Origin of the sequence: Streptomyces sp. NPDC096046 (genome assembly GCF_040303285.1) — a bacterium.
In the GTDB taxonomy this organism is placed as follows: domain Bacteria; phylum Actinomycetota; class Actinomycetes; order Streptomycetales; family Streptomycetaceae; genus Streptomyces.
The window spans coordinates 1-22,046 of the sequence record NZ_JBEOSZ010000012.1; the positions used below are offsets into that span (position 1 = coordinate 1).

Below are 22,046 nucleotides of genomic sequence, written 5' to 3' on the forward strand. Positions count from 1 at the left end.
CAAGCCCAAGTACACCCAGTACGAGGGCTTGCACCCGGCACGCCGAGAGCACGCACCGGACGCCGCTCCTTGACGGGCAAACGTTGCCTGCCGCGACACTAGACTCGTCCGGAAACAGCCCGTACGACCATGGCCAGTGCTTCCGCCAACCCGAAGGGCTCCGGCGCCTTGATACGGATCGAATCAGTCACCAAGCGCTATCCGGACGGCACGGTGGCTGTCGACCGGCTCTCCCTGGAGATACCCGACCGCTCGATCACCGTCCTCGTCGGACCCTCGGGCTGCGGCAAGACCACCACCCTGCGGATGATCAACCGGATGGTCGAACCGAGCGAGGGCACCATCCTCCTCGACGGTGAGGACATCCAGCGCCGGCCCGTCACCACCCTGCGCCGGTCCATGGGTTACGTCATCCAGAACGCCGGCCTCTTCCAGCACCGCACGATCCTCGACAACATCGCCACCGTGCCCCGCGTGCTCGGCTGGGGCAAGCAGAAGGCGCGGGCGCGGGCGGCCGAACTGATGGAGCGCGTGGGCCTCGACGCCGCGCTCGCCAAGCGGTACCCGTACCAGCTGTCCGGTGGCCAGCAGCAGCGCGTCGGCGTGGCCCGGGCGCTCGCCGCCGACCCGCCCGTGCTGCTCATGGACGAGCCGTTCTCGGCGGTCGACCCGGTCGTACGCAAGGGACTCCAGGACGAACTGCTGCGCATCCAGGACGAGCTGGGCAAGACCATCGTCTTCGTCACCCACGACATCGACGAGGCGATCAAACTCGGCACCATGGTCGCCGTGCTGCGCGAAGGCGGTCACCTCGCCCATTACGCACCCCCCGCCGAGTTGCTGTCCCGCCCCGCCGACGCCTTCGTCGAGGACTTCCTCGGGGCCGACCGCGGCATCCGGCGGCTGTCGTTCTTCCCCTCCGCCGAACTCCCGCTGACCACCGGCCCGGTGATCCCGGTGGACGCCACCGCCGAGCAGATCGCCGCCCCCGACGCCCCCTGGCTGCTCGTCACCGACACCCAGGGAAGGCCCCTCGGCTGGGCCGAGCCGCACGACCTGACCGCCGGCGACCTCGACCCCGGCCGGCTCCTGCCGCACGGGCGGCCGTTCGTCCCCGGCACCGACTCCCTGCGGGTCGCCCTGGACTGCGCCGTGCTCTCCCCGGCCGGCTGGGCCGTCGCCGTGGACGACACCGGGCGGGTGACCGGCGTGGTCTCGCAGGCGACCATCGGCGAGGCGATCCGCGGCGCCCACGCCGCCGGCCGGGCCGACGAGGCCAAGGTCGCGTCGTGAACGGTTTCTTCGACATCCCGAGCGACCTCCAGCACAGCTACACCGGACTGATCGGACTGCATCTGCGCGAGGCCCTGCTGCCGGTGCTCGCCGGGCTGCTGCTCGCGCTGCCGCTCGCCCAGCTCTGCGTCCGGTTCCGCTGGCTGTACCCGCCCGTGCTCGGCGCCACCACCATCCTGTACGCCGTCCCGTCGCTGGCCTTCTTCGTGGTCCTCATCGACTACACCGGGCAGACCGAGCTGACCGTGATGATCCCGCTGGCCGTGTACAGCCTCGTGGTGCTCGTCCCGGCCATCGTCGACGGCGTGCGGTCCGTGCCGCAGGAGACGCTGGCCGCGGCCACCGCCATGGGCTTCGGGCCCGTACGCCGCTACCTCCAGGTGCAGTTGCCCATCGCGGTGCCCGCCATCATCGCCGGGCTGCGGGTCGCCACCGTCTCCAGCATCTCCCTGGTCAGCGTCGGCACTCTCATCGGCAACCAGGGCGCCCTCGGCAACCTGCTCGCCGACGCGCAGAAGTACGACCGTCCCGAACTGGCCGTGAACTCCGTGATCACCACGGCCGTCCTGGCCATCCTGTGCGACGCCCTGCTGGTGCTGCTGCGCGTCGCGCTGACCCCCTGGATGCCCAGCGGTACCCGCAGGCGCTCCAAGACAGCGCGGCAGCCGCTGCCCGCCCCCCAGGACGTGACCCGGTGAACGTACTGAACTTCGTCCACGCCTTCTTCAGCGACAGCGCCCACTGGCACGGCTACGACGGCATCCCGCAACGCCTGCTCGAACACGTCCGGTACTCGGCCCTGGCCCTGGTCCTCGCCGCCGCGATCGGCCTGCCCGTCGGCCTGCTGACCGGGCACACCGGGCGGGGCGGCAACGCCCTCGCGTTCATCGCCACCGCCGCCCGCGCGCTGCCCAGTTTCGGCCTGCTGGTGCTGATCGTCGTCCTGATGGGCTTCGGCCTGCTGCCCGTGATGATCCCCCTCGTCGTGCTCGCCGTGCCGCCGATCCTGGTGACCACCTACGAGGCCGTCCGCACCGTCGACCCGTCCCCGGTGGACGCCGCCCGCGGCATGGGTATGCACGAGTCGCGGATCCTCTTCCAGGTCGAACTGCCGGTCGCGCTGCCGCTGATCCTCAGCGGTCTGCGCTCGGCCGCCATCCAGATCGTCTCGACGGCCACCATCGCCGCGTACGTCAGCCTGGGCGGCCTCGGCCGCTACATCGTCGACGGGCTCTACCAGCGCGACTACGAGAAGGTCGTCGGCGGCGCCACCCTGGTCGCCGTCCTGGCGCTCGTCACGCTGGCGCTGTTCTGGGTGGCGGGCCGGGTGGCCGTGTCGCCGGGGGTGCGCAGACGCCGAGACCCGGCCTCGACCCGGTAAACCGTGACCAAGACGCTCTTGACTGATCATCAAGCGCCTGGATTGGATCGTTGAATGACTTCTACCGCGAAGAGCAGCAGGTCCAGGACGAGGCACACCGGCGCGGCGGCCGTCGCGCTCACCGCCGCGGCGGCGCTGCTCGCGGGCTGTTCGTCCGGCGACTCCTCCGGCAACCCCCTGGCGGGCGAGAAGGCGAAGGCCGGCACCGTCGTCGTGGGCTCCAACAACTTCGCCGAGAGCACCCTGCTCGCCGACATCTACGGCGAGGCACTCAAGGCCAAGGGCCTCGAGGTCACCTACAAGCACAACATCGGCAGCCGTGAGACGTCCTACGGCCTGATGAAGAACGGCTCCGTCACCGTGCTGCCGGAGTACAACGGCTCGCTGCTGGCCTACCTCGACCCCGAGGCCGAGCAGAAGTCCACCGAGGCGGTGAACGCGGCCGTCAAGGCCAAGCTCGACAAGAAGCTGACGATCCTTCAGTCGTCACCCGCCGAGGACAAGGACTCGGTCACCGTCAACGCCGAGACCGCGAAGAAGTACAGGCTCACGTCCTCGTCCACCCTCGCGGACCTCAAGGAGGCCGCACCGGACCTGGTGATCGGCGGTTCGCCCGAGTTCCAGACCCGGCAGCAGGGGCTGAAGGGCCTGAAGTCCGTGTACGGCCTGGAGTTCAAGTCCTTCAAGGCGCTCGACGCGGGCGGCCCGCTGACCCAGGCGGCGCTGGCCCAGAACACCGTCCAGGCCGCGGACATCTTCACCACGGACCCGACCATCGTGAAGGAGAAGTTCGTCGTCCTGAAGGACCCGGAGAACCTCTTCGGGTTCGCGAACGTGACCCCGCTGGTCAACAAGAGCGGCCTCTCCCAGAAGGGTGTCGACGCGCTCGACGCGGTCTCCGCCGAGCTGGACACGAAGACGCTCCTGGAACTCGACGCGCAGGTGCAGCTCCAGAAGAAGGACCCGCTGGACGTGGCGACGGCGTGGCTGAAGTCGGTGGGCCTGGTCTGAGCCGGCCGCCCGTCGCGAGGGGATGACGGGCCGGGCCACATCCGCAGGGGACCGAACGCGGGCCGGTGGTGGGGCGTCACAGGGAGGGAACCACCCCGGCACCGCGACTCCCTGGGAGAGCCATGCGTACCGACAGGACACGCACCGCACGACTTCTGCTCGTCCTCGCCCTGTCCGTCACCGGAGCCGGTGCCGCCGTCGGCTGCGGCCCGGCGGAGGCCGACGGCGGCCGGCCGACCCCGCCGGCGCGGGACGACGACCGCGCCCGCCGGGTCGCCGAGGCCTGGGACGGCTCACGGGCGGCCGCCCGGTGGCACGAGGGCTACCACCCCGTCGCCCCGGTCGTCCAACCGCCCGCGGAGGGCCTGCGCGGCGACGACCGGCGCGCCTACGCGAACGGCGCCTTCGACCTGCGGGCACCCCTTCCCTCCGCCCGGGGCGAGAGCGGCCGGGTGACGTGGCCGGACGGGACGTCCCTCACCAGGCCCCTCGCGGGGGCCGACCGGGTCTACCGCACCTTGGACCGCGACAGCGGCCCGGGTCCCCGACTGACCGTCACCAGGGCCGAGCGGGGGGAGATGACGGTGCTCACCGCCCGCGGGCCGGCGACCGTCCCGGCCTGGCTGTTCACCCTGGAGGGCTATGCCGGTCCGCTGAAGAGCGCCGCGGTGAGCCCCTCCGCACCGCCGGAGCCGCCCGTCGGGCCGCTCCGGCCGGACGTGCCATCCGATGTGCTGGCGCCGCTCGGCGGCCTGACGAGGGTGGCGCGGGACGGCCGGTCCGTCACCGTCGTGGCGCAGCACGGCTCCTGTGACGACGGCCCCGTCGTGGCGGCTCACGAGACCGAGGGCAGCGTGGTGCTGTCCGCCGCCGTGACGGGCGCCGAGGACGGTCCCTGCACCACCGAACTGCTCGGCGAGAAGGTGACGGTGAAGCTGGACCGGCCGGTCGGCGACCGCGTCGTCCTGGACGCGTTCACGGGACGCCCGGTGCCGTACACCGAGTGGCCGGGCGCCGCTCCCGGCCGGAGCTGAACCGTTCCGCCTCAGGCCTGCACCGCCGACGCGATCAACTGGTCGATCAGGGCGATCAGCACGTCACGGCAGGACTCCCGGTCCCGGGCGTCGCACAGCAGCACCCGCACGTGCTCGGGCACCGCGAGCGCCTCCCGGATGTCCTCGGGCGGATACGGGTGCTCACCGTGGAAGCCGTTGACCCCGACGACGAACGGGATGCCCCGGCGCTCGAAGAAGTCGATCGCGGCGAAACTGGACTCCGGTCTGCGGACGTCGACCAGGACCACCGCCCCCAGCGCGCCGAGCGCCAGGTCGTTCCACATGAACCAGAACCGCTGCTGCCCGGGGGTGCCGAACAGGTACAGCACCAGCTCCCGGCTGATGGTGATCCGGCCGAAGTCCAGGGCCACGGTGGTGGCCCGCTTCTCCTCGATGCCGTCGAGATCGTCGATGCCCAGACCGGCCATGGTCAGGGGTTCCTCGGTGCGCAGCGGGACGATCTCGCTGACCGACCCGACCATGGTGGTCTTGCCCACGCCGAAGCCTCCGGCGATGAGGATCTTGACCGTGTCGGGTGCCGAAGACGCGTCAGTGGCAAGGTCAGAGCCGGCCAAGGCCGTCCCTCACTTTCTGCAGCAGGTCCAGGTCCGGAGTGGTGCGGGAAACGAGGCGCGGTGGGCGGACGGTGATCCGGCCCGCCTCCAGCAGATCGCAGAGCAGGATGACGACCACGCTCACCGGCAGGTCGAGCCGGGCGGCCAGCTCCGCCACGGCGAGCGGCTCGGCGCACAGCCGCAGGATCCGGGTGTGCTCGGGCTGGCACCGCGCGGCCGAGGCGGGCTGCGGATCGACCGCCGTGACCGTCGAGATGAGCGTGAAGTCGGCGCGGCTGGGCCGGGTCCGGCCACCGGTCAGAGCGAACGGCCTGACGAGCCGGCCCGCCGCATCACCTCCGCCCACCTCACACGCCGGGGTCGACGACGGGGCCGGCCACGCCCCGCGGTGCGGCGCTCAGGTGCTCGCCGATCTTCTTCACCAGCATGTTCATCTGGTACGCCACCACTCCGACGTCCGCGCCGGGCCCGGTCAGTACGACCAGATGCGCGCCGGGACCGGCGGAGGTCAGGATCAGATAGCCGTTGGCCATCTCGATGAGCGCCTGGCGCACCGGACCGCCCCGGAAGTCCATGCTGACGCCCTTGCTGAGGCTCATCAGCCCGGACGCGGTCGCCGCGAGCCGCTCGGCGTCGTCGCGCAGGAATCCGGTGGACCTGCTGACCACCAGGCCGTCCTCGGAGAGCACCACCGCCTGGTTCACGTCGGCGACCCGCTCCACGAGTCCGGTCAGCAGCTGGTCAAGCTGGGTGTGCGTGGCGGGGATGGGGCGTGTCATTGCGGTGTCCTTCGTCAGCGGTCGGCGGGCGGAGTGGGGGGGACGGGACCGGCGGCGGCCTGCCCGGGTGCCGCGGCCGCTTCCACGTCGTACGGCGGCTCGGCGTCGTCGTCACGGGCCCGGAGTGTGCCGCGCTGGAAACCGGCCAGGGAGGACGCGGCGGCCTCCGCGGTGAAGTCGTCGGGGGAACCGTCGTCACCGGCGGGCGCCGCCTCCTCGCGCAGCTCCTCCACCAGGCTGGTCTGCGGCACCCTGCGGGGGAGTGGGGCGAGACCGTCCCGGCGGAGGACGACCTCGCGCGTGGCGGACGGGGCGGCGGAGGCGGTGCGGGCCGTGACGAGGGGACGGGGCTCACGGGCGGCCCCGGCGGCGCGTCCATCGGCCCCGGGAGCGTCGGAGCGCTGCGGCGCCTGACTCGGCTCGGCGTCCATCGCACCCCGTCCTTCCGCCACCGGCGTGCCCTCAGGGGTGCCACCGTTCTTCGCACCGCCGGCCGGGACCGCGAGGCCGTCGACCCCGGCTCCGTCCGAGGCGGCCCCTGCCCGCGGCGCCCCGCCGTCCGCGATCTCCCGCACCACGATCTCGTGCGGTATCAGCACGATCGCCGTGGTCCCGCCGTACGGCGACATGCGCAGGGTGACGGCGATGCCGTGCCGGTGGGCCAGCTGGGCGATCACGAACATGCCGAGGCGCAGGTCGTCGGCGAGCGCCACCACGTCGAACTGCGGGGGCACGGCGAGCTGTTCGTTGAAGGACGCGTAGTCCTCCTCCGACATGCCGAGGCCGCGGTCCTCCACCTCGACGGCCAGGCCCCTGGCCACCATCCCGGCCCGCACCGTGACGGGACTCGGGGCGGGGGAGTACGCGGTCGCGTTGTCGATGAGCTCGGCCAGCAGATGGATGACGTCCGCCACCGCGGGCGGCGCGACGTACACCTCCTCCTCGGTGAGCACGTCCACCCGCTGGTACTCGGCGACCTCCCCGACCGCGCTGCGCAGGATGTCCATCAGCGCGACCGGCTCGGTCCAGCTGCGGCCGGGCCGTTCGCCGCTGATGATGACGAGGTTCTCCTCGTAGCGGCGCAACTGGCTGGCCGTGGAGTCGAGTTCGTACAGACCCTTGAGGATGTCGGGGTCGGTGTGCTCACGCTCCAGCGTGTCGAGTTTGCTCAGCTGGAGGTTGACCAGGTTCTGGCTCTGCCGCGCGATACCCAGGATGATCTTCTGGAAGCCGCGCCGGGTGTCGGCGAGTTCGACGGCGGTGTGCACGGCCGTGCGCTGCGCGGTGTTGAACGCCCGGGCCACCTGGCCGAGTTCGTCGTGACCGTAGTCGAGTTCGGTCGTCGCCGACTCCGGATCGACCGTCTCACCCCGCTCCAGCCGCGCCACCACGTCGGGCAGCCGCTCCTGCGCGAGGCTGACGGCGGCCCGGCGCAGGCCGCGCAGCCGCCGGGACAGCGAACGGGTGATCCGCCAGGACATGCCCACGCACACCAGCAGCGCGAGCAGCCCGCCGGCACTCAGCAGCGCCGCCTTGAGCAGCAGGGCGTCCGCCTTCTCGGCACTGCGCTCCAGCAGCCCCGCCGTCTGCTGCTGGATGAGGCCCGCGTACTCCTCGGACAGCTTGTCCATGGCGGTGTTCCACCGCTGCCGCGCGTCCGGCAGGGCGATCCGGTCGGCGGAGGCAGCCGAGTGGCGCGCCGCCAGCACCTGGTCCTCGACGGACTGCAGCGCCTGCCACTGCGGACCGGCCAGGATGCGCTCCGTCTGCGCCTTCGCGTCGCCCGTCAGCTGCGGCACGACCTGGTCCTGGACCAGCCAGCGGCGCGTGTTCACCAACTCCGTGAACCGCGTCCACGCCTCGTCGTCCAGATGCCCGGACGGCCAGGCCAGGGTCAGCTGCGCGTCCTCCTGGGAGACCAGCTCCGCCGCGTGCTCGAGACCGACCAGCGGGCCGGCCTGCGAGGTGAGGTCGCCGTCGTCGACCTGCGACAGCTCCTGGAAGGCGTGGATCTGGTCGTCGATGATCGAGGAGTACTGGTCCAGCGCCTGCTGCGCGGTGATGTCGGTCGGGTCGTCCACCTGGTCCCGGTAGTACTCCAGGCTGCCCACCGAGCCCAGCACCGAGTACAGCCGGTCGGATATGCGGGAGGGCGCCTTCTCGATCGCGTCCGCCTGTCCGACCAGCTTGGCGACCGCCTTGTCGGTCTCCGCGCGCTGCGCGTCGAGGGCGGCCCGGGAGCCCTTCGGCGAGGCCAGCCACGCGGCCGACAGACTGCGCTCCCGCTGCAGCGCGAGCGTCGCGTCGGTGCCCATGGCGCCGGTCGACCGGCTGAGGTCCGTCTGGTCGCGCAGCCGGAGGCCCTCCGAGAACATCTGGATCGTCGTCACACCCCACATGGCGGCGAGGGTGACGCCGGGCACGAGGGCCAGGAGCACCAGGGAGAGGCGAATGGAACCGAGACGGCGCCGGGCACCTGTCCGTCGAGACATCGTCGTCCTAGGGGCGATCAGCGGCGGGTGGGGAACGGGGAGACGGAGGGGGCGAGAGGTGGGGAGGGGGGCGGGTGTGGTGCCTTCCCAGGTATGGCACATGGGATGCGCAGGATGTTATCCGTACATGTGGACGTACGGGCCGGGCGTGACCGAATCTTTGACGGCACCGTCACAGGAAGCTCCGGTCACCGGGTCCCGGCGGCCGCGAACCGTGCCACGGCGGACACGTTCGACCTGGTCACGAAGGCGGGACCGGTGAGTACCGGCGCCGTCCCGCCGCCGCTGACATTGCCGTTGGTCCGGTACAGCCACAGCGCGTCCACCGCGAGATAACCCTGCAGATACGGCTGCTGGTCCACGGCGAACTGCACCTGGCCGCTCCGGACCGCCTTGACCAGGTCCTTGTCGAGGTCGAAGGTGGCGACCTGGGCCTTGCTGCCGGCCTGCCGCACCGCCTTGACGGCGCTGAGCCCGTACTGGGCGCCCAGCGTGACGACTTCGTCGATGCTCGAGTCCTGCCGCAGCCGGGCCGCGATCGCGGCGGTCACCGCGTTCATGTCACTGCCGTCCACGTACAGGTTGTCGGTGGCGCCGCGGAACGTCTTGCGCACACCGGCGCAGCGGGCCTCCAGCGCCACGTTGCCCCGCTCGTGCACCACGCACACGGCGTGTTCGGCCTTGAGGTCGTTCAGCTTGTCGCCGACGGCCCGGCCCGCGACGGACTCGTCCTGACCGAAGTACTGCAGGAGCCCGGCCGGGCGCCAGGCGTCGATACCGGAGTTGAGCCCCACGACGGGGATGCCGGCCGCCTTGGCCTGGGCGACCGGGCCGCGCATCGCCGCCGGCTTGGCCAGGGTCACCGCGATGCCGTCGGCCTTGTCGCGGACCGCCTCCCGCACCAGGTCGGCCTGCGCGGCCGGGTCGGCGCTGCTGACGTACGTCAGGTCGACACCGTCCTTGGCCGCCGCCACCTCGGCGCCCCTGCGCACCAGATCCCAGAAGGCGTCGCCCTCGCCGCCGTGCGTCACCAGGGTGACCTTCATACCGCCGCCCGGCCCGCTCGCCGTGTCCGGCCCGTCGTCGGCCGTGCCGAAGGCGGAGCAGCCGGACACCAGCAGGCACAGGGCGGACGCCAGGGCCGCGAGTCGCATGCGTCTCACGGAGGTGTGCGGCGGGGGAGGAGTGTTCATGAGGGGCGGACCTCGCTGTGCGGCCGAGCAAGAGCAGGGTGAGAGTGCAGGCGGGCCGCAGGGTGTGCACCGGCCGGATGACTCTCGTAGGCCCGGAGCCAACCGTGTGTGACCACCGGTCGTCAAGTGAGCGCCCACATGCAGTGAGTTGATGGTGCCGCATCGTGATGATCTGTCCGACCGGTCGAACAGCGGCGCCGGGGACAGCTCTCACCTCGGCTTTCCGTACCGTCCGTGCGGTTCGGCCGCCCTGTGGACTGGGGCGGCGCCGGGCTCCCGCTCGCGATCACCGCCACCGCGACCGGCTCCGGTTCGGGGCGCCCGCCCGGGCCGGCCGTCTACGGCGAGAACACGCTGCCGGACCCGGCACGAAGGCTGGGCCCGCTCGATGCGGATCCTCGAGAGCGAGGCCAAGGCCATGAAGAGGGAGGGCGGTTGCGGCGTGGCCCCGGGAGCAGCCCCGGGCCGCCACGCCGGTGCCGCCACACAGGGCCGGTAGCGCGGCGGGAGCCGCTTCACCACAGGGCTCAGGGCTGCCCCACCGGCGCCGGGGCCGCGGTCTCCGCCCGGGCCTCCTTCCGGCGCTGCCTGCGGCTGACGCGGGGCTCCTGGTCCGGGAGCCAGCCGAAGGCGAGGCAGCTGCCGGCCACGCCCAGGAGCAGGCCGACGAAGAAGCCGCCCAGGTTGGAGGTCAGCCAGGTGCCCAGGGAGACCAGCACCCCGACGACCGAGTAGAACAGGCGCTGAGCGGGGTTGAAGAGGATCAGCACGCCGCACAGCAGCATCACGGCCGGGAGCAGATAGCCGGCCAGGCCCTGCATGCCGACGTGCAGGATGACGTCCAGCGACGCCTTCAGGGTGAGCAGGACCTCCGCGCCGCCCAGGGCGAGCAGCAGCCCGCCCCAGAACGGCCGGCCGGCCCGCCACCGCCCGAAGGCGGGCCGGAACCCCTCGCGCGGACCGCGCGGCATCAGCAACCCGATCCGCTGAAGCCCAGCTTCAGTCCGGGCAGTTTGAAGACGCCGGCCGTCGTGGCGTAGTTGGTCTGCCGCAGGTTGGCGATGTGCACCGTGTCGGACTGCTGGCTGAACACGCCCTTGGGTCCGCGGCCCTTCGGTCCGGCCTTGTCGAGCGTGCTGGCGTCGTTGCCGATCTCGATGTTGTTGAACGCCGCGTCGCCGGTCAGCTCGGTGGAGTCGGTCGTCAGATCGCTGGCGGTGACCTTCCGCGCCCCTTCACCCGCCCTGATGACCAGGTTCGTACCGCCCAGATCCACGCTCTGGCACAGCTTGGTGAGGGACGCGTTCTTGATCACTGACGTGACGACCAGCACCTGACCGCCGGTGTCACCCGCGTTGGGGCTGCCCTCGGCCATCTCGTCCAGGCCGCCGAACTGTGCGAAGCCGGTGCCGTTCAGCTCGGTCGCGGTGACGGTGAACGGCATGCCGGAGATGGCGAACTGGACGCCCAGCGCCCCCTCGGCGGTGAGGACCGCGAGGCCGGCGGCGACCAGGGTGGCCGGCACCGCCATCACCGCGGCCCGGCGTGCCCGGACCCGCCCGCGTCGCGCGGGAACGTCGCTGCCGGTGTCCGGGGCGGCGGCGCCGTCGGCTCTCTCGGGGGTGTGCTCGGCGGAGGAGGTCATGTCTGCTCCAGGTGCGGGTGGGTGCGGATCGGGACGTCGGTGGCCCATTGCCCTGGCGCGGACATCGACGGCGTACGCACATCCCCCGCAACTCCCGGCGGTTGCAAGGGCTTTCTGGTTACGCCGCAGTAGCCATCGAGGAAGTTACCGGCGGTTACATCAAGGGTCAAGGGAAGTGTGAACAAAGAGTGTCGATTCTGCGCCGCAGGTGAGTCGCCGATGCCGCGAAAGGCTCAGTCAACACACAACTCCGTTGCGAGGCCTTGACGTTGACGGAGACACAGGTCTACAACTCTCCTCGTCCCACCGGATCCGTGGCGCCGGATCCGCCGCGCGGCACCGTCCGCGTGCCCCGGACCCGCTCGTCCCCGTACGGGCAGCTCGTCACCCGGTGCGTCCGTACGGACAGCTCGTCACCCGGTGCGTCCGCACGGGCTTTCCCTCGCCCGAGTCCCCCCGCCACGGCACGGCCGCTCGCCTGGAGCCGTGTCACCGGCCACCCCCCGCCCGGCCCGGCCGCAGGTCCCTTCCCGTGTGGGCCTCCGGCCGGTGACCGGCCTGCCGCTGCCGGCCCGTCACGTACGGAGAAGGCGTGACGAGCCGGCAACGGCGGACGCCCGGCGCACCCCCACCCCACACCCCCCGCTATGAAAGAGGTACACCCGCATGCGTACACGCACCCTCCTCGCCCTCACCGCCACCGTCGCCGCCCTGGGCCTCGCCGCCCCCGCCTCCGCGGCCGACACCCCCGTCCTGACCACCACCGACGGCGCGGCCGTCGCGGTCGGAGACGTCCTCGACGCGTCCCTGGCGAGCGGCACCGCCGCCACCTTCTACTCCAGCGCGACCGGCACCAGCGGCATCTCCTGCACCAAGTCGGCGTTCTCCGCCACCGTCACCGACAACCCGGCCGCTCCCGGCACCGCCACCGAGTCCCTGACCCAGCACAGCTTCGACACCAGCGGCTGCAGCACCAACGTCGTCGGAGTCCTCGGCGTCAGCGGCATCACCGTCGACAACCTGCCCTACACCACCAGCGTCTCCTCCGACGGCACCGTCTCCGTGACCCCGGCCGCGGGCTCCACCGTCCAGTCCACCGTCAAGCTGCGCACCCTGCTCGGCTCCATCACCTGCGTCTACCAGGCCCCCGGGCTGACCGGCACGGCGAACAACGCCGACAACAGCATCTCCTTCAGCAACCAGCAGTTCACCAAGGTGTCCGGCTCGTCGCTGTGCTTCGCCAACGCCTTCTTCACCGCCAAGTACGCCCCGGTGACCGCGGGCGGCGTCGCCGTCCACGTCAACTGAACCGCGGTGTCCCTCAGTTCAGCGTCGCCGTAGCCGAACGGCCAGGGCGGCGCCGCCGGTGAGCAACAGCACCGCCGCGGCGCCGCCCGCCAGCATGGGCGCGGACGGGCCGGAGGTACCGGCCAGGGGCGTCCGGTCGCCCCGCGGGCGCGAGGTGGGGGTGTGCGCGGCAGGGCCGGCTGCCGGCTCCTTCCTCACCGCCTCCCCCTTCCGCTCGGGCCGCGCCTCCTGCGCCTCCTGCGGCTTCTTCCGCTCCGCCTCCCTCTCCTCCGCCGGCTGCGGCTCCTTCTTCTTCTCCGTCTCCGGGAACACCACGTCCGAGCACGAGTAATAGGTGTCCGGCGTACTGCTGTTCTGCCAGACCGTGTACAGCACGTGCCGCCCGGCCCGGTCGGACGGCAGGGTCGCCTCGAAGCGGTACGCGCCGCCCGTCAGGTCCGGGTCCGTCGCCTCCGCGAACGGCTTCCCGGGCAGGTCGGACCAGGACAGCGGCCCGGACGGGTCGTAGCCGGGCTTCGTCAGATACATCCGGAACGTGCCCGCGTGCGGGATCGTCGAGACGTACCGCATCGTGAGCGTCGCGCCGGGTGCCACCCGCGTCGAAGGCCAGTCGGCGCGGGCGAGATCGAGGCCCCGGTAGGCGGGCAGCCCCCCGCTGCACAGCTTCCCGTCGGGGACGACGTCGCGGTCCCGGCCGTTCACGTTCGCCACCCGCAGGTTGTCCCACGCCGTGAAGGGCGCCCCGTTCGCGGCGACGGCCGCACGGCACGCCGCCGAGCCGGCGCGGTCACCGCCCTCCGGGGAACAGGCCACCACCCGGCTGACCGGGTCCGTCGGCGCGCCGTGCGCCCGGGCCGTCCCCGCCGTCCACAACGGCAGCAGCAGCGGTGTCACGAGACCGGCCGCGAGGGCGGTGCGGTGTGCGGGTCCACGAAACATCCGTCTGCGTCTCCTCGGCCGGGGCGGTGACGTTCGGTATGCAGTACGGGAAACCGGCCCGGTGTGTTCATCACGCCACGACCTGCTCGAAAAGGGTCCATTGAGCGCTCAACTGCCCGCCATAGAGGGTCGCGTGGCGACCGGATCGAGGGTTTCCCCCGTATCCCGGTGACCTTCCCTTTGCCTATCGTTCGAGCACAGCTGACCCACAGGTAACCCCGAACGGGACAGCGGCTGTTCGCGCCTGGCCGGCCATCGCGTCGCTCTTCGCTTTTCGAACCACCCCCCTCCGCTTCGAGGACGAAGCGACTCCACCGCCGCTCCGCCCAGCCCGGAGTCCGGCCACGAAAGGCAACGACCGTGCGTATCTCCCCAGAGCTCCGGCGGAAGCTGATATCCGTCGCCGTCGTCTCCACGGCCCTGCTGACCGCAGCCCCCGCCTCGGTCGCCGTCGCCCAGGAATCCGTCCCCGCCCCGGCCGCCGTCCCGGCCGCACAGACCGAGGCCGCCCCCGGCACCACGGCCGAGCGCCTCATCGTCGGCTACAAGTCCGGTGCCGGCGAGGCCACGTCCAACAAGGCCGCCGCCGCCGACGCCGCGGCCAAGGCCGAGAAGACGGGCGAGGACGTCGACTTCCAGCGCCGCCTCGGCACCGGCGCCGCCCTCGTCGACCTGGGCACCGACTCCACCCGGGCGTCCGTCGCCGACGTCGTCGCCGCGTACCAGGCCGACCCGCAGGTCGCCTACGTCGTCCCGGACCGCCTGAACAAGCCGACGGCCGTCACCCCGAACGACACCGAGTACGGCAAGCAGTGGGACCTCTTCGAGTCCACCGCGGGCATGAACGTTCCCGGCGCCTGGGACACCACCACCGGCACCGGCGTCACCGTCGCCGTCATCGACACCGGCTATGTGGCTCACTCGGACCTCGCCGCGAACATCGTCGGCGGCTACGACTTCATCTCCGACACCGCCGTCTCCGTCGACGGCAACGGCCGCGACAGCAACCCGGCCGACCCGGGCGACTGGTACAACGCCAACGAGTGCGGCACGGGCATCCCGGCGTCCAACTCCTCCTGGCACGGCACCCACGTCGCCGGCACCATCGCCGCCGCCACCAACAACGGCAAGGGCGTCGCCGGCGTCGCCTACGGCGCGAAGATCTCCCCGGTCCGCGTCCTCGGCAAGTGCGGCGGCTACGACTCCGACATCATCGACGCCATCACCTGGGCGTCCGGCGGCACCGTCTCCGGCGTGCCCGCCAACACCAACGTCGCCAAGGTCATCAACATGAGCCTCGGCGGGGGCGGCGCCTGCTCCAGCGCCACCCAGAGCGCCATCAACGGCGCGGTGAACCGCGGCACCACGGTCGTCGTCGCGGCCGGCAACGAGAACCAGAACGTCTCCAACGCCTCCCCGGCGAACTGCAACAACGTCATCGCGGTCGCCGCGACCAACCGCTCCGGCGCCAGGGCGTCGTACTCGAACTACGGTTCCCTCATCGACATCTCGGCCCCCGGCGGCGAGACCCGCACCGGTACCGCCAACGGCATCCTCTCCACGCTGAACTCCGGCACCAAGACGCCGTCGAGCGAGAACTACTCCTTCTACCAGGGCACCAGCATGGCCACCCCGCACGTCGCGGGCCTCGCCGCCCTGATGAAGTCGGCCAACTCCGCCCTCACCCCGGCGCAGATCGAGTCGGCCGTCAAGGCCAACGCCCGTCCGCTGCCCGGCACCTGCTCCGGCGGCTGCGGCGCGGGCCTCGCGGACGCCGCCAAGACGGTCCAGGCCGTCAAGGGCGGTTCGTCCACCGGCACGACCTTCTCCAGCGGCACCGCCGTCGCCATCCCGGACAACGGCGCGGCGATCGAGTCGCCGATCAGCGTCACCGGCCGCAGCGGCAACGCCCCCTCGGCCCTCCAGGTCGGCGTGGACATCACCCACACCTACCGCGGTGACCTCGTCATCGACCTGGTCGCGCCGGACGGTTCGGCGTACCGCCTGAAGTCCGCCGGGTCGGACTCCGCCGACAACGTGAACACCACCTACACGGTGAACGCCTCCGGCGAAGTGGCCAACGGCACCTGGAAGCTGCGCGTCCAGGACACCGCGGCGCAGGACACGGGCACCCTCAACGGCTGGAAGCTGACCTTCTGAGCACTCTGATCCTCTTCGGGGAACGCTGAACAAGGCAGGCCACACAGCGGGCGGGCCGGCCGGTGCGGATGGGGCACCGGCCGGCCCGCCTTTGCGTTCGGCCCCACATCCCCCACAGTTAGATACCGAACCCGCTGTTTCCTTTCACCAGTCGCGCTTGTTTTGCCGGATGTGCACCCGCACTCCGGCACACTCGTGTGATGAGGGCCGTCTCAGGGTGAGTTATCGTGTACGGGGGGTAAAAACAAACGGCATGACCCGTTCATTTCCGTCCCGGGAGAGTTCAGTCGATGGCGAGGCAGTTGCGAGCCGAGCAGACCCGCTCGACGATCATCACGGCCGCCGCTGACCTGTTCGACCGTCGCGGCTACGAATCGACCAGTCTCAGCGACATCGTGGAACACGCCCACGTCACCAAGGGCGCCCTGTACTTCCACTTCGCGGCCAAGGAGGATCTCGCCCACGCGATCCTCGAACTCCAGTCGCACACCGCTCGCCGACTGGCGACGGAGACGGACCATCGCGGCCACACCTCCCTGGAGGCGCTGATGCGCCTCACGTTCGGCATCACCCGCATGTCCGTCGAGGACCCGGTGCTGCGGGCCGGTCTGCGGCTCGCCACGGGCGGGATCCGGCCGCGGCCGCCCCTGAGCCACCCGTTCACGGAGTGGCTGGACATCGTCACGGCCCGGCTCGTCGGCGCGGTCAAGGAGTCCGACGTCCACCCGGACATCGACATCGACGTCGTGGCCCACTCGCTGGTCTGCTTCTTCGTCGGCACCCGTGTCGTGGGCCGCTCCCGCGAACCGGTGGCGCGCCAGCCCCGCCGGACGGCCGAGATGTGGAACATACTCATCCGTGGCCTGGTCCCGGTGACCCGCCGCGCCCGCTACCTGAGCCTGGCCGCGCGTCTGGAGCGGGAGATCGCACCGGTGTGACCGGAGCGCCGGGCGGCTCGTCCGGTACCCGGGCACGCGCGTTACGGTGAGGCCCATGCCCGACATCCCCTCCGCCCCCGTGCTCCTCGGCAATCAGCCGGGCTCCTTCCCCCACAGTGTGCTGGCCGAGCGGCACCCCGCGATCATCAAGCAGGTCCGCGAGGCCTTCCCGTACGAGCCGGCCCAGCACCGCGCCCTCGATCAACTCCTCGCCAACTGCACCGAGGGCACGATCGAACCCCTCCCCGCCGACGCGCACGACCGGGATCACTGGGAGAGCTGGGGACTTCGCGCGTACACCGGCCGGTCCTGGTTCGACGTACCGTGGCTGTGGTCCGAGAGCTGGTTCTACCGCCGACTGCTCCAGGCCGTCGGCTACTTCGGCCCGGGCCCCTGGCAGGGCATCGACCCCTTCCGCCCCTTCAAGCGCGCCGAGCTCGACTCCGCCGAGACCGACGAGGAACTCGCCGCACTCGGCGACCTCACCGGCCGGTCCGCCGCCGACCAGGCACAGGCCCTGCTGCACGGCTCCCTCTGGGGCAACCGCGCCGACCTCGGCTTCCGCCTCTCCGCCGAGGGCGCGCGGGACGCGGACGCCGCTCCCGGACTGGTCGCCGACGACAGCGACCGGCTCTGGTCACTGCTCGACACCACGGGCCCGGGAGCCGGCACCCTGTGTCTGGTCGCCGACAACGCGGGCCGCGAACTCGTCCCCGATCTCCTCCTCGTCGCCCATCTCCTGGACAGCGGCCGCATCGGACGGGCGGTCCTGCACGTCAAGCCGTACCCCTACTACGTCTCCGACGCCACCACCGCCGACGTCGTCGACGCCCTGCGCCGGCTGACCGGCGCCGGGGGAGCGGCCGCCGCGTACGGGCGGCGGTTGTGGTCCGCCCTGGCCGACGGCCGTCTCGCCCTGCGCGCCCATCCCTTCTCCTGTGCCCCGCTGCCGTACCAGGAGATGCCCGGCGATCTGCGCGCGGAGTTCGCGTCGGCCACGCTGACGATCGTCAAGGGCGACCTCAACTACCGCCGTCTGGTGGGCGACCGGCGCTGGGCCCCGACCACCGCCTTCGCGGACGTCACCGGCTACTTCCCCGGCCCGGTCGCCGCCCTGCGCACCCTGAAGTCCGATGTGATCACCGGCCTCGGCGCGGACACCGAGGCCGCCCTCGTCGCGGCGGAGGACCAGCGCTGGCGCACCAGTGGCACGCACGCGCTGATCCAGGTACGGGACGTCCGGTAGAGAACCGGGTACGGGACGCCGGGTAAAGAGGGCGGTGGCGCCTTCGGCCCGCAGGGCCTTGAGGGGGGAACGTCACAACGGCTCGGTGGGAGGCCCGTATTCGCCTCCGATTCACGCGATGGTGTCATCATGTCCGGCCCGGCGGATGCCGCCGCGGGGCGCCGGGTAGGGCCCGGCCATGACGCAGCCGTTCGAACTCCCGCACTTCTACCTGCCGCACCCCGCGCGGCTGAACCCGCATGTCGACGAGGCCCGTGCCCATTCGACCGAGTGGGCGCGCGAGATGGGCATGCTGGAGGGATCCGGCGTCTGGAAGCGGGCCGACCTCGACGCGCACGACTACGGCCTGCTCTGCGCCTACACCCACCCCGACTGCGACGCCCCCGCCCTCTCCCTCATCACCGACTGGTACGTGTGGGTCTTCTTCTTCGACGACCACTTCCTGGAGATGTACAAGCGCAGCCAGGACCGCACCGCCGGCAAGGCCCACCTGGACCGGCTGCCCCTGTTCATGCCACTGGACCTGTCGGTCCCCGTCCCGGAACCGCGGAACCCGGTCGAGGCGGGGCTCGCCGACCTGTGGGCGCGCACGGTACCGACGATGTCCGAGGACTGGCGCCGCCGCTTCGCCGTGGCCACCGAGCACCTGCTGAACGAGTCGATGTGGGAGCTGTCCAACATCAACGAGGGGCGGATCGCCAACCCCGTCGAGTACATCGAGATGCGCCGCAAGGTCGGTGGCGCCCCCTGGTCGGCGGGTCTCGTGGAGTACGCGACCGCCGAAGTGCCCGCCGCGGTGGCCGCGACCAGACCGCTGCGCGTGCTGATGGAGACGTTCTCCGACGCCGTGCACCTGCGCAACGACCTGTTCTCCTACCAGCGTGAGGTCGAGGACGAGGGCGAGAACAGCAACGGCGTGCTCGTCCTGGAGACCTTCTTCGGCTGCACCACGCAGCAGGCCGCCGACACCGTCAACGACATCCTCACCTCCCGCCTCCACCAGTTCGAGCACACGGCGTTCACCGAAGTGCCCGCGGTGGCCCTGGAGAAGGGGCTCGGGCCGGACGAGGTCGCGGCCGTGGCGGCGTACACGAAGGGATTGCAGGACTGGCAGTCCGGCGGCCACGAATGGCATCTGCGCTCCAGCCGCTACATGAACGAGAACGCGGTGCGCGGCGGCGGCCCGTGGCCGGGATGCACCGCCATCGGCACCTCCGCCGCCGACGTCCGCGCCCTGCTCGCGACGGCGGGAGCCGACCGTCTGCGCTCCTACACGCACGTGCCGTACCAGAAGGTCGGGCCGTCGCGGATCCCCGACATCCGCATGCCGTTCCCGCTGGAGCTCAGCCCGCACCTGGACAACGCCCGCCGCGGCCTGCGCGCCTGGGTGGAACGCATGGGCATCCTCGCCGAGGGCGTCTGGGACGAGGACAAGCTGCGGGCCTACGACCTCCCGCTCTGCTCGGCCGGCCTGGACCCGGACGCCACGCCCGAGGCCCTCGACCTCAGCGCGCAGTGGCTCGCCTGGGGCACCTACGGCGACGACTACTACCCCCTGGTCTACGGCCACCGCCGCGACCTCGCCGCCGCCCGCCTGACCACGGCCCGCCTGTCCGACTGCATGCCGATCGCCCAGGAGGAGCCGCCGATCCCGGTCAACGCCATGGAGCGCGGCCTGGCCGACCTGTGGGCGCGCACCACCGCCGAGATGACGCCCGAGACGCGGCGCACCCTCAAGGACGCCATCGACGTCATGACCGAGAGCTGGGTGTGGGAGCTGTCCAACCAGCTCCAGAACCGCGTGCCCGACCCGGTCGACTACCTGGAGATGCGCCGGGCGACCTTCGGCTCCGACCTCACCCTCGGCCTGTGCCGGATGGGGCACGGACCGGCCGTCCCGCCCGAGGTCTACCGCAGCGGCCCGGTCCGCTCCCTGGAGAATGCCGCGATGGACTTCGCGTGCCTCCTCAACGACGTCTTCTCGTACCAGAAGGAGATCGAGTTCGAAGGGGAGATCCACAACGCGATCCTCGTCGTGCAGTCCTTCTTCGGCTGCGACTACCCGACCGGACTCGGCATCGTGCACGACCTGATGAGTCGGCGCATGTGCCAGTTCGAGCACGTCGTCGAGCACGAACTGCCCATCCTGTACGACGACTTCCAGCTCACAGGGGAGGCACGCGCGGCGATGGGGACGTATGTGGCGGACCTGCGGAACTGGATGTCCGGCATCCTCAACTGGCACCGTGAGGTGGACCGTTACAAGGACGCGTGGCTGTCCCGCCGCGCCCACGGCTTCCTCCCGGACCGCCCCCCGGCCGTGCCGGTGCCCGCCTTCCGCTGAGGCGGGGGTGGCGCCCGGGGTGCCGGGTCGGCCTTTCTGTTCCTGCGGGGCCGTGCCGGTGCCTGTCTTTCGCTGGGGCGCGGTGGTGCTCGGGGTGCCGGGTCGGCCCGCCCCTTCCGCGGCTCGTACCGCATCCGGCGACCGGGTGCGGTACGAGCCGTGTCCGCGTTCCGTGCTTCTCCCTCACCGCGCCGGGCCCCGTTCAGTCTCACTCGTTCGTGACTCGTCGGCCGCCGATGTGCCGGGTAGAGCACCTGCCGTGATCGCTCCGGGATCCGCCGGAGGCGATCGGCACCATCCGGAGGCGAGCCATGGAACAGACCGCGCTGAGACCCAAGCCGATGCCGGGTCGGGAACCCGGGTCGGCCGCGCCGGCGACGGGGCCCGGCCCGTTACGGCACCGCCCGCACGCCGCCCGGCGACGGGGCCGGAGGCTCCTCAACGTCCTGCTGGCGGGGTTCGCCGGCGCGGTCCTGGTGCTGTCCGGGATCGGCCTCGGGGCGATGGGCGTCACCGTGGCCGGCAAGGACGGGCGCTTCGACCCGCGGGCGTGGCACACGCCGTCGCTCCCCGGCCCCGGTCCCTCGCCCTCCGCCGCTCCCGCCGGGCCCGTCACCGCGACCCTCGGCGTGCAGGTCATGGACGCCCGCAAGCCGGGTGCCGTGGTCGTGGGGCTGCACGTCCCCGGCCCGGCCCAGGCCGCCGGTCTGGTGCGCGGCGACGTCCTCCTCGCCTTCGGCACGACCCGGATCGACACCGCCGCCGATCTGGCCCGGGCCGTCGCCCGCGCCCGCCCCGGTTCCGAGGTCAGGCTGACGGTCCGGCACCGCGGCGGAGGGTACGAGCAGCTGACGCTCGTACCGGCGGTCGCCGCGTGAGGCACGGCCTCAGGTCACGACCCGGAAGTGGCTCGTGAGCCGCCCCGAGTCGTCCAGGACATGGAACGCGTACCCGGGCGGCGCGTCCCGGTCCGCGACCCGCTCGCCCTCCCAGGGCAGCCGCAGCGTCCACGCCACCCCGGGCCCGACGGTCAGCGGCCGCCCGGCGAACGTGGTGGCGGCGGGGGTGTGGGCGTGGCCGGTGATCAGCCCGGCGACCTGAGGGCGGCGGGCCGGCAGGGCGGCCAGCCGGTCCGGGTGCCGCAAGGGGTGGGAGTCGGGCAGCGGATGGTGCAGGGGCACCGGCGGGTGGTGGAACGCGAGCAGGGCCGGAAGGCCGTCGTCGAGTCCGTCGAGGGTCGTCTCGATCCAGTCGTACGTCTCCTCGTCCAGTTTCCCGTCGTCGCGGCCCGGCACGCTGGAATCGCACAGGAGCACCGCGCCGTCGCCGAAGACGTGGACGCTGTCGACCGGCCCCCTGCCCCCGGGCCGGCGCAGCAGCGCCTTGCGGTGGGCGGTACGGCTGTCGTGGTTGCCGGGGCAGGTCAGTACCGGGAACGGGGCGTCGCCGGTGTGCAGCCCCAGGATGCGGGCCGCCTCCTCGTACTCCGGCTCCGTGCCGTGGTCCGCGATGTCCCCCGTCACCAGCAACGCGTCCACGTGTCCCGGCAGCTCCCACAGGCGGTCGCGCACCCGCTCGGCGCGCTCTGTCGCCCGCGCGCTCCCGTCCAGATGCAGATCGCTGATGTGCGCGAGTACCAGCACTGTCGTACGCCCCCCCTGTCGATCACTAATGGAAGACAAGTGTC

Annotated in this window: 20 protein-coding genes; 11 read left to right on the forward strand and 9 right to left on the reverse strand. The window is 71.8% G+C overall.

The annotated features are described in order from the left end of the window. The first annotated feature begins 168 nt into the window (after window positions 1-168). From ABTX62_RS13265 to ABTX62_RS13285, 5 genes are all read left to right on the forward strand, one after another. Entirely contained in the window at window positions 169-1,293 is a 1,125-nt protein-coding gene (locus tag ABTX62_RS13265; RefSeq protein ID WP_352116380.1) for an ABC transporter ATP-binding protein, read from the forward strand. After that, the gene (locus tag ABTX62_RS13270) at window positions 1,290-1,991 is read left to right on the forward strand and encodes an ABC transporter permease (RefSeq protein WP_352116260.1); all 702 of its coding nucleotides are present in this window, start codon (window positions 1,290-1,292) and stop codon (window positions 1,989-1,991) included. Before ABTX62_RS13265 ends, ABTX62_RS13270 begins: the two co-directional genes overlap by 4 nt. Continuing rightward, window positions 1,988-2,674, forward strand: a complete 687-nt coding sequence (locus tag ABTX62_RS13275) for an ABC transporter permease (protein WP_352116261.1) — start codon at window positions 1,988-1,990, stop codon at window positions 2,672-2,674. The genes ABTX62_RS13270 and ABTX62_RS13275 overlap by 4 nt, the downstream gene beginning before the upstream one ends. Window positions 2,675-2,728: 54 nt before the next feature. After that, window positions 2,729-3,685 (forward strand): ABC transporter substrate-binding protein, encoded by a 957-nt coding sequence (locus ABTX62_RS13280; protein WP_352116262.1) that lies wholly within the window; start codon window positions 2,729-2,731, stop codon window positions 3,683-3,685. A 122-nt stretch (window positions 3,686-3,807) separates the two neighbouring features. After that, complete coding sequence (locus tag ABTX62_RS13285; RefSeq protein WP_352116263.1) at window positions 3,808-4,719, forward strand: hypothetical protein; 912 nt, start codon at window positions 3,808-3,810, stop codon at window positions 4,717-4,719. Between the two features lie 11 nt (window positions 4,720-4,730). Here ABTX62_RS13285 and ABTX62_RS13290 read toward each other — a convergent pair whose 3' ends face one another. The 7 genes from ABTX62_RS13290 to ABTX62_RS13320 all read right to left on the reverse strand — a co-directional run bounded on the left by ABTX62_RS13290 (window position 4,731) and on the right by ABTX62_RS13320 (window position 11,424). Beyond that, the gene (locus tag ABTX62_RS13290) at window positions 4,731-5,315 is read right to left on the reverse strand and encodes a GTP-binding protein (protein WP_352116264.1); all 585 of its coding nucleotides are present in this window, start codon (window positions 5,313-5,315) and stop codon (window positions 4,731-4,733) included. Beyond that, window positions 5,302-5,661, reverse strand: a complete 360-nt coding sequence (locus ABTX62_RS13295; RefSeq protein WP_283970397.1) for a DUF742 domain-containing protein — start codon at window positions 5,659-5,661, stop codon at window positions 5,302-5,304. The genes ABTX62_RS13290 and ABTX62_RS13295 overlap by 14 nt, the downstream gene beginning before the upstream one ends. Before the next feature lies 1 nt (window position 5,662). Next, window positions 5,663-6,094: a roadblock/LC7 domain-containing protein gene (locus ABTX62_RS13300; RefSeq protein WP_352116265.1), complete on the reverse strand. Its 432-nt coding sequence runs from the start codon at window positions 6,092-6,094 to the stop codon at window positions 5,663-5,665. A 14-nt stretch (window positions 6,095-6,108) separates the two neighbouring features. Next, on the reverse strand, window positions 6,109-8,586 hold the full coding sequence (locus tag ABTX62_RS13305; protein ID WP_352116266.1) for a sensor histidine kinase: 2,478 nt from the start codon (window positions 8,584-8,586) through the stop codon (window positions 6,109-6,111). Window positions 8,587-8,774: 188 nt separating this feature from the next. Then, window positions 8,775-9,779 (reverse strand): substrate-binding domain-containing protein, encoded by a 1,005-nt coding sequence (locus tag ABTX62_RS13310; RefSeq protein ID WP_352116267.1) that lies wholly within the window; start codon window positions 9,777-9,779, stop codon window positions 8,775-8,777. Window positions 9,780-10,306: 527 nt separating this feature from the next. After that, window positions 10,307-10,750 carry a DUF6114 domain-containing protein gene (locus ABTX62_RS13315; protein ID WP_352116268.1) on the reverse strand — a complete coding sequence of 148 codons (444 nt, stop codon included), beginning with the start codon at window positions 10,748-10,750 and terminating at the stop codon, window positions 10,307-10,309. Beyond that, on the reverse strand, window positions 10,750-11,424 hold the full coding sequence (locus tag ABTX62_RS13320; protein ID WP_352116269.1) for a DUF6230 family protein: 675 nt from the start codon (window positions 11,422-11,424) through the stop codon (window positions 10,750-10,752). Before ABTX62_RS13320 ends, ABTX62_RS13315 begins: the two co-directional genes overlap by 1 nt. Window positions 11,425-12,090: 666 nt before the next feature. On the opposite strand from ABTX62_RS13320, the gene ABTX62_RS13325 reads away from it, so the two are divergent. After that, complete coding sequence (locus tag ABTX62_RS13325) at window positions 12,091-12,732, forward strand: Tat pathway signal sequence domain protein (RefSeq protein WP_352116270.1); 642 nt, start codon at window positions 12,091-12,093, stop codon at window positions 12,730-12,732. An 18-nt stretch (window positions 12,733-12,750) separates the two neighbouring features. On the opposite strand, the gene ABTX62_RS13330 is transcribed toward ABTX62_RS13325, so the two are convergent. Continuing rightward, the gene (locus ABTX62_RS13330) at window positions 12,751-13,671 is read right to left on the reverse strand and encodes a lytic polysaccharide monooxygenase (protein WP_352116271.1); all 921 of its coding nucleotides are present in this window, start codon (window positions 13,669-13,671) and stop codon (window positions 12,751-12,753) included. A gap of 360 nt (window positions 13,672-14,031) precedes the next feature. On the opposite strand from ABTX62_RS13330, the gene ABTX62_RS13335 reads away from it, so the two are divergent. The 5 genes from ABTX62_RS13335 (at window position 14,032) to ABTX62_RS13355 (ending at window position 21,237) form a co-directional block, all read left to right on the forward strand. Continuing rightward, window positions 14,032-15,831, forward strand: a complete 1,800-nt coding sequence (locus tag ABTX62_RS13335; protein ID WP_352116272.1) for a S8 family serine peptidase — start codon at window positions 14,032-14,034, stop codon at window positions 15,829-15,831. A 290-nt stretch (window positions 15,832-16,121) separates the two neighbouring features. Next, complete coding sequence (locus tag ABTX62_RS13340) at window positions 16,122-16,769, forward strand: ScbR family autoregulator-binding transcription factor (RefSeq protein WP_283970388.1); 648 nt, start codon at window positions 16,122-16,124, stop codon at window positions 16,767-16,769. 55 nt (window positions 16,770-16,824) lie between these two features. After that, window positions 16,825-18,015 carry a damage-control phosphatase ARMT1 family protein gene (locus ABTX62_RS13345; RefSeq protein WP_352116273.1) on the forward strand — a complete coding sequence of 397 codons (1,191 nt, stop codon included), beginning with the start codon at window positions 16,825-16,827 and terminating at the stop codon, window positions 18,013-18,015. A 178-nt stretch (window positions 18,016-18,193) separates the two neighbouring features. Beyond that, window positions 18,194-20,359 (forward strand): germacradienol/geosmin synthase Cyc2, encoded by a 2,166-nt coding sequence (gene cyc2, locus ABTX62_RS13350; RefSeq protein WP_352116274.1) that lies wholly within the window; start codon window positions 18,194-18,196, stop codon window positions 20,357-20,359. Between the two features lie 311 nt (window positions 20,360-20,670). Then, window positions 20,671-21,237, forward strand: coding sequence for a PDZ domain-containing protein (locus ABTX62_RS13355; protein ID WP_352116275.1), 567 nt, complete (start codon window positions 20,671-20,673; stop codon window positions 21,235-21,237). Between the two features lie 9 nt (window positions 21,238-21,246). Here the strand turns inward: ABTX62_RS13355 and ABTX62_RS13360 are convergent, their stop codons facing one another. After that, window positions 21,247-22,002 carry a metallophosphoesterase gene (locus tag ABTX62_RS13360; protein ID WP_352116276.1) on the reverse strand — a complete coding sequence of 252 codons (756 nt, stop codon included), beginning with the start codon at window positions 22,000-22,002 and terminating at the stop codon, window positions 21,247-21,249. Between the last annotated feature and the right edge of the window lie 44 nt (window positions 22,003-22,046).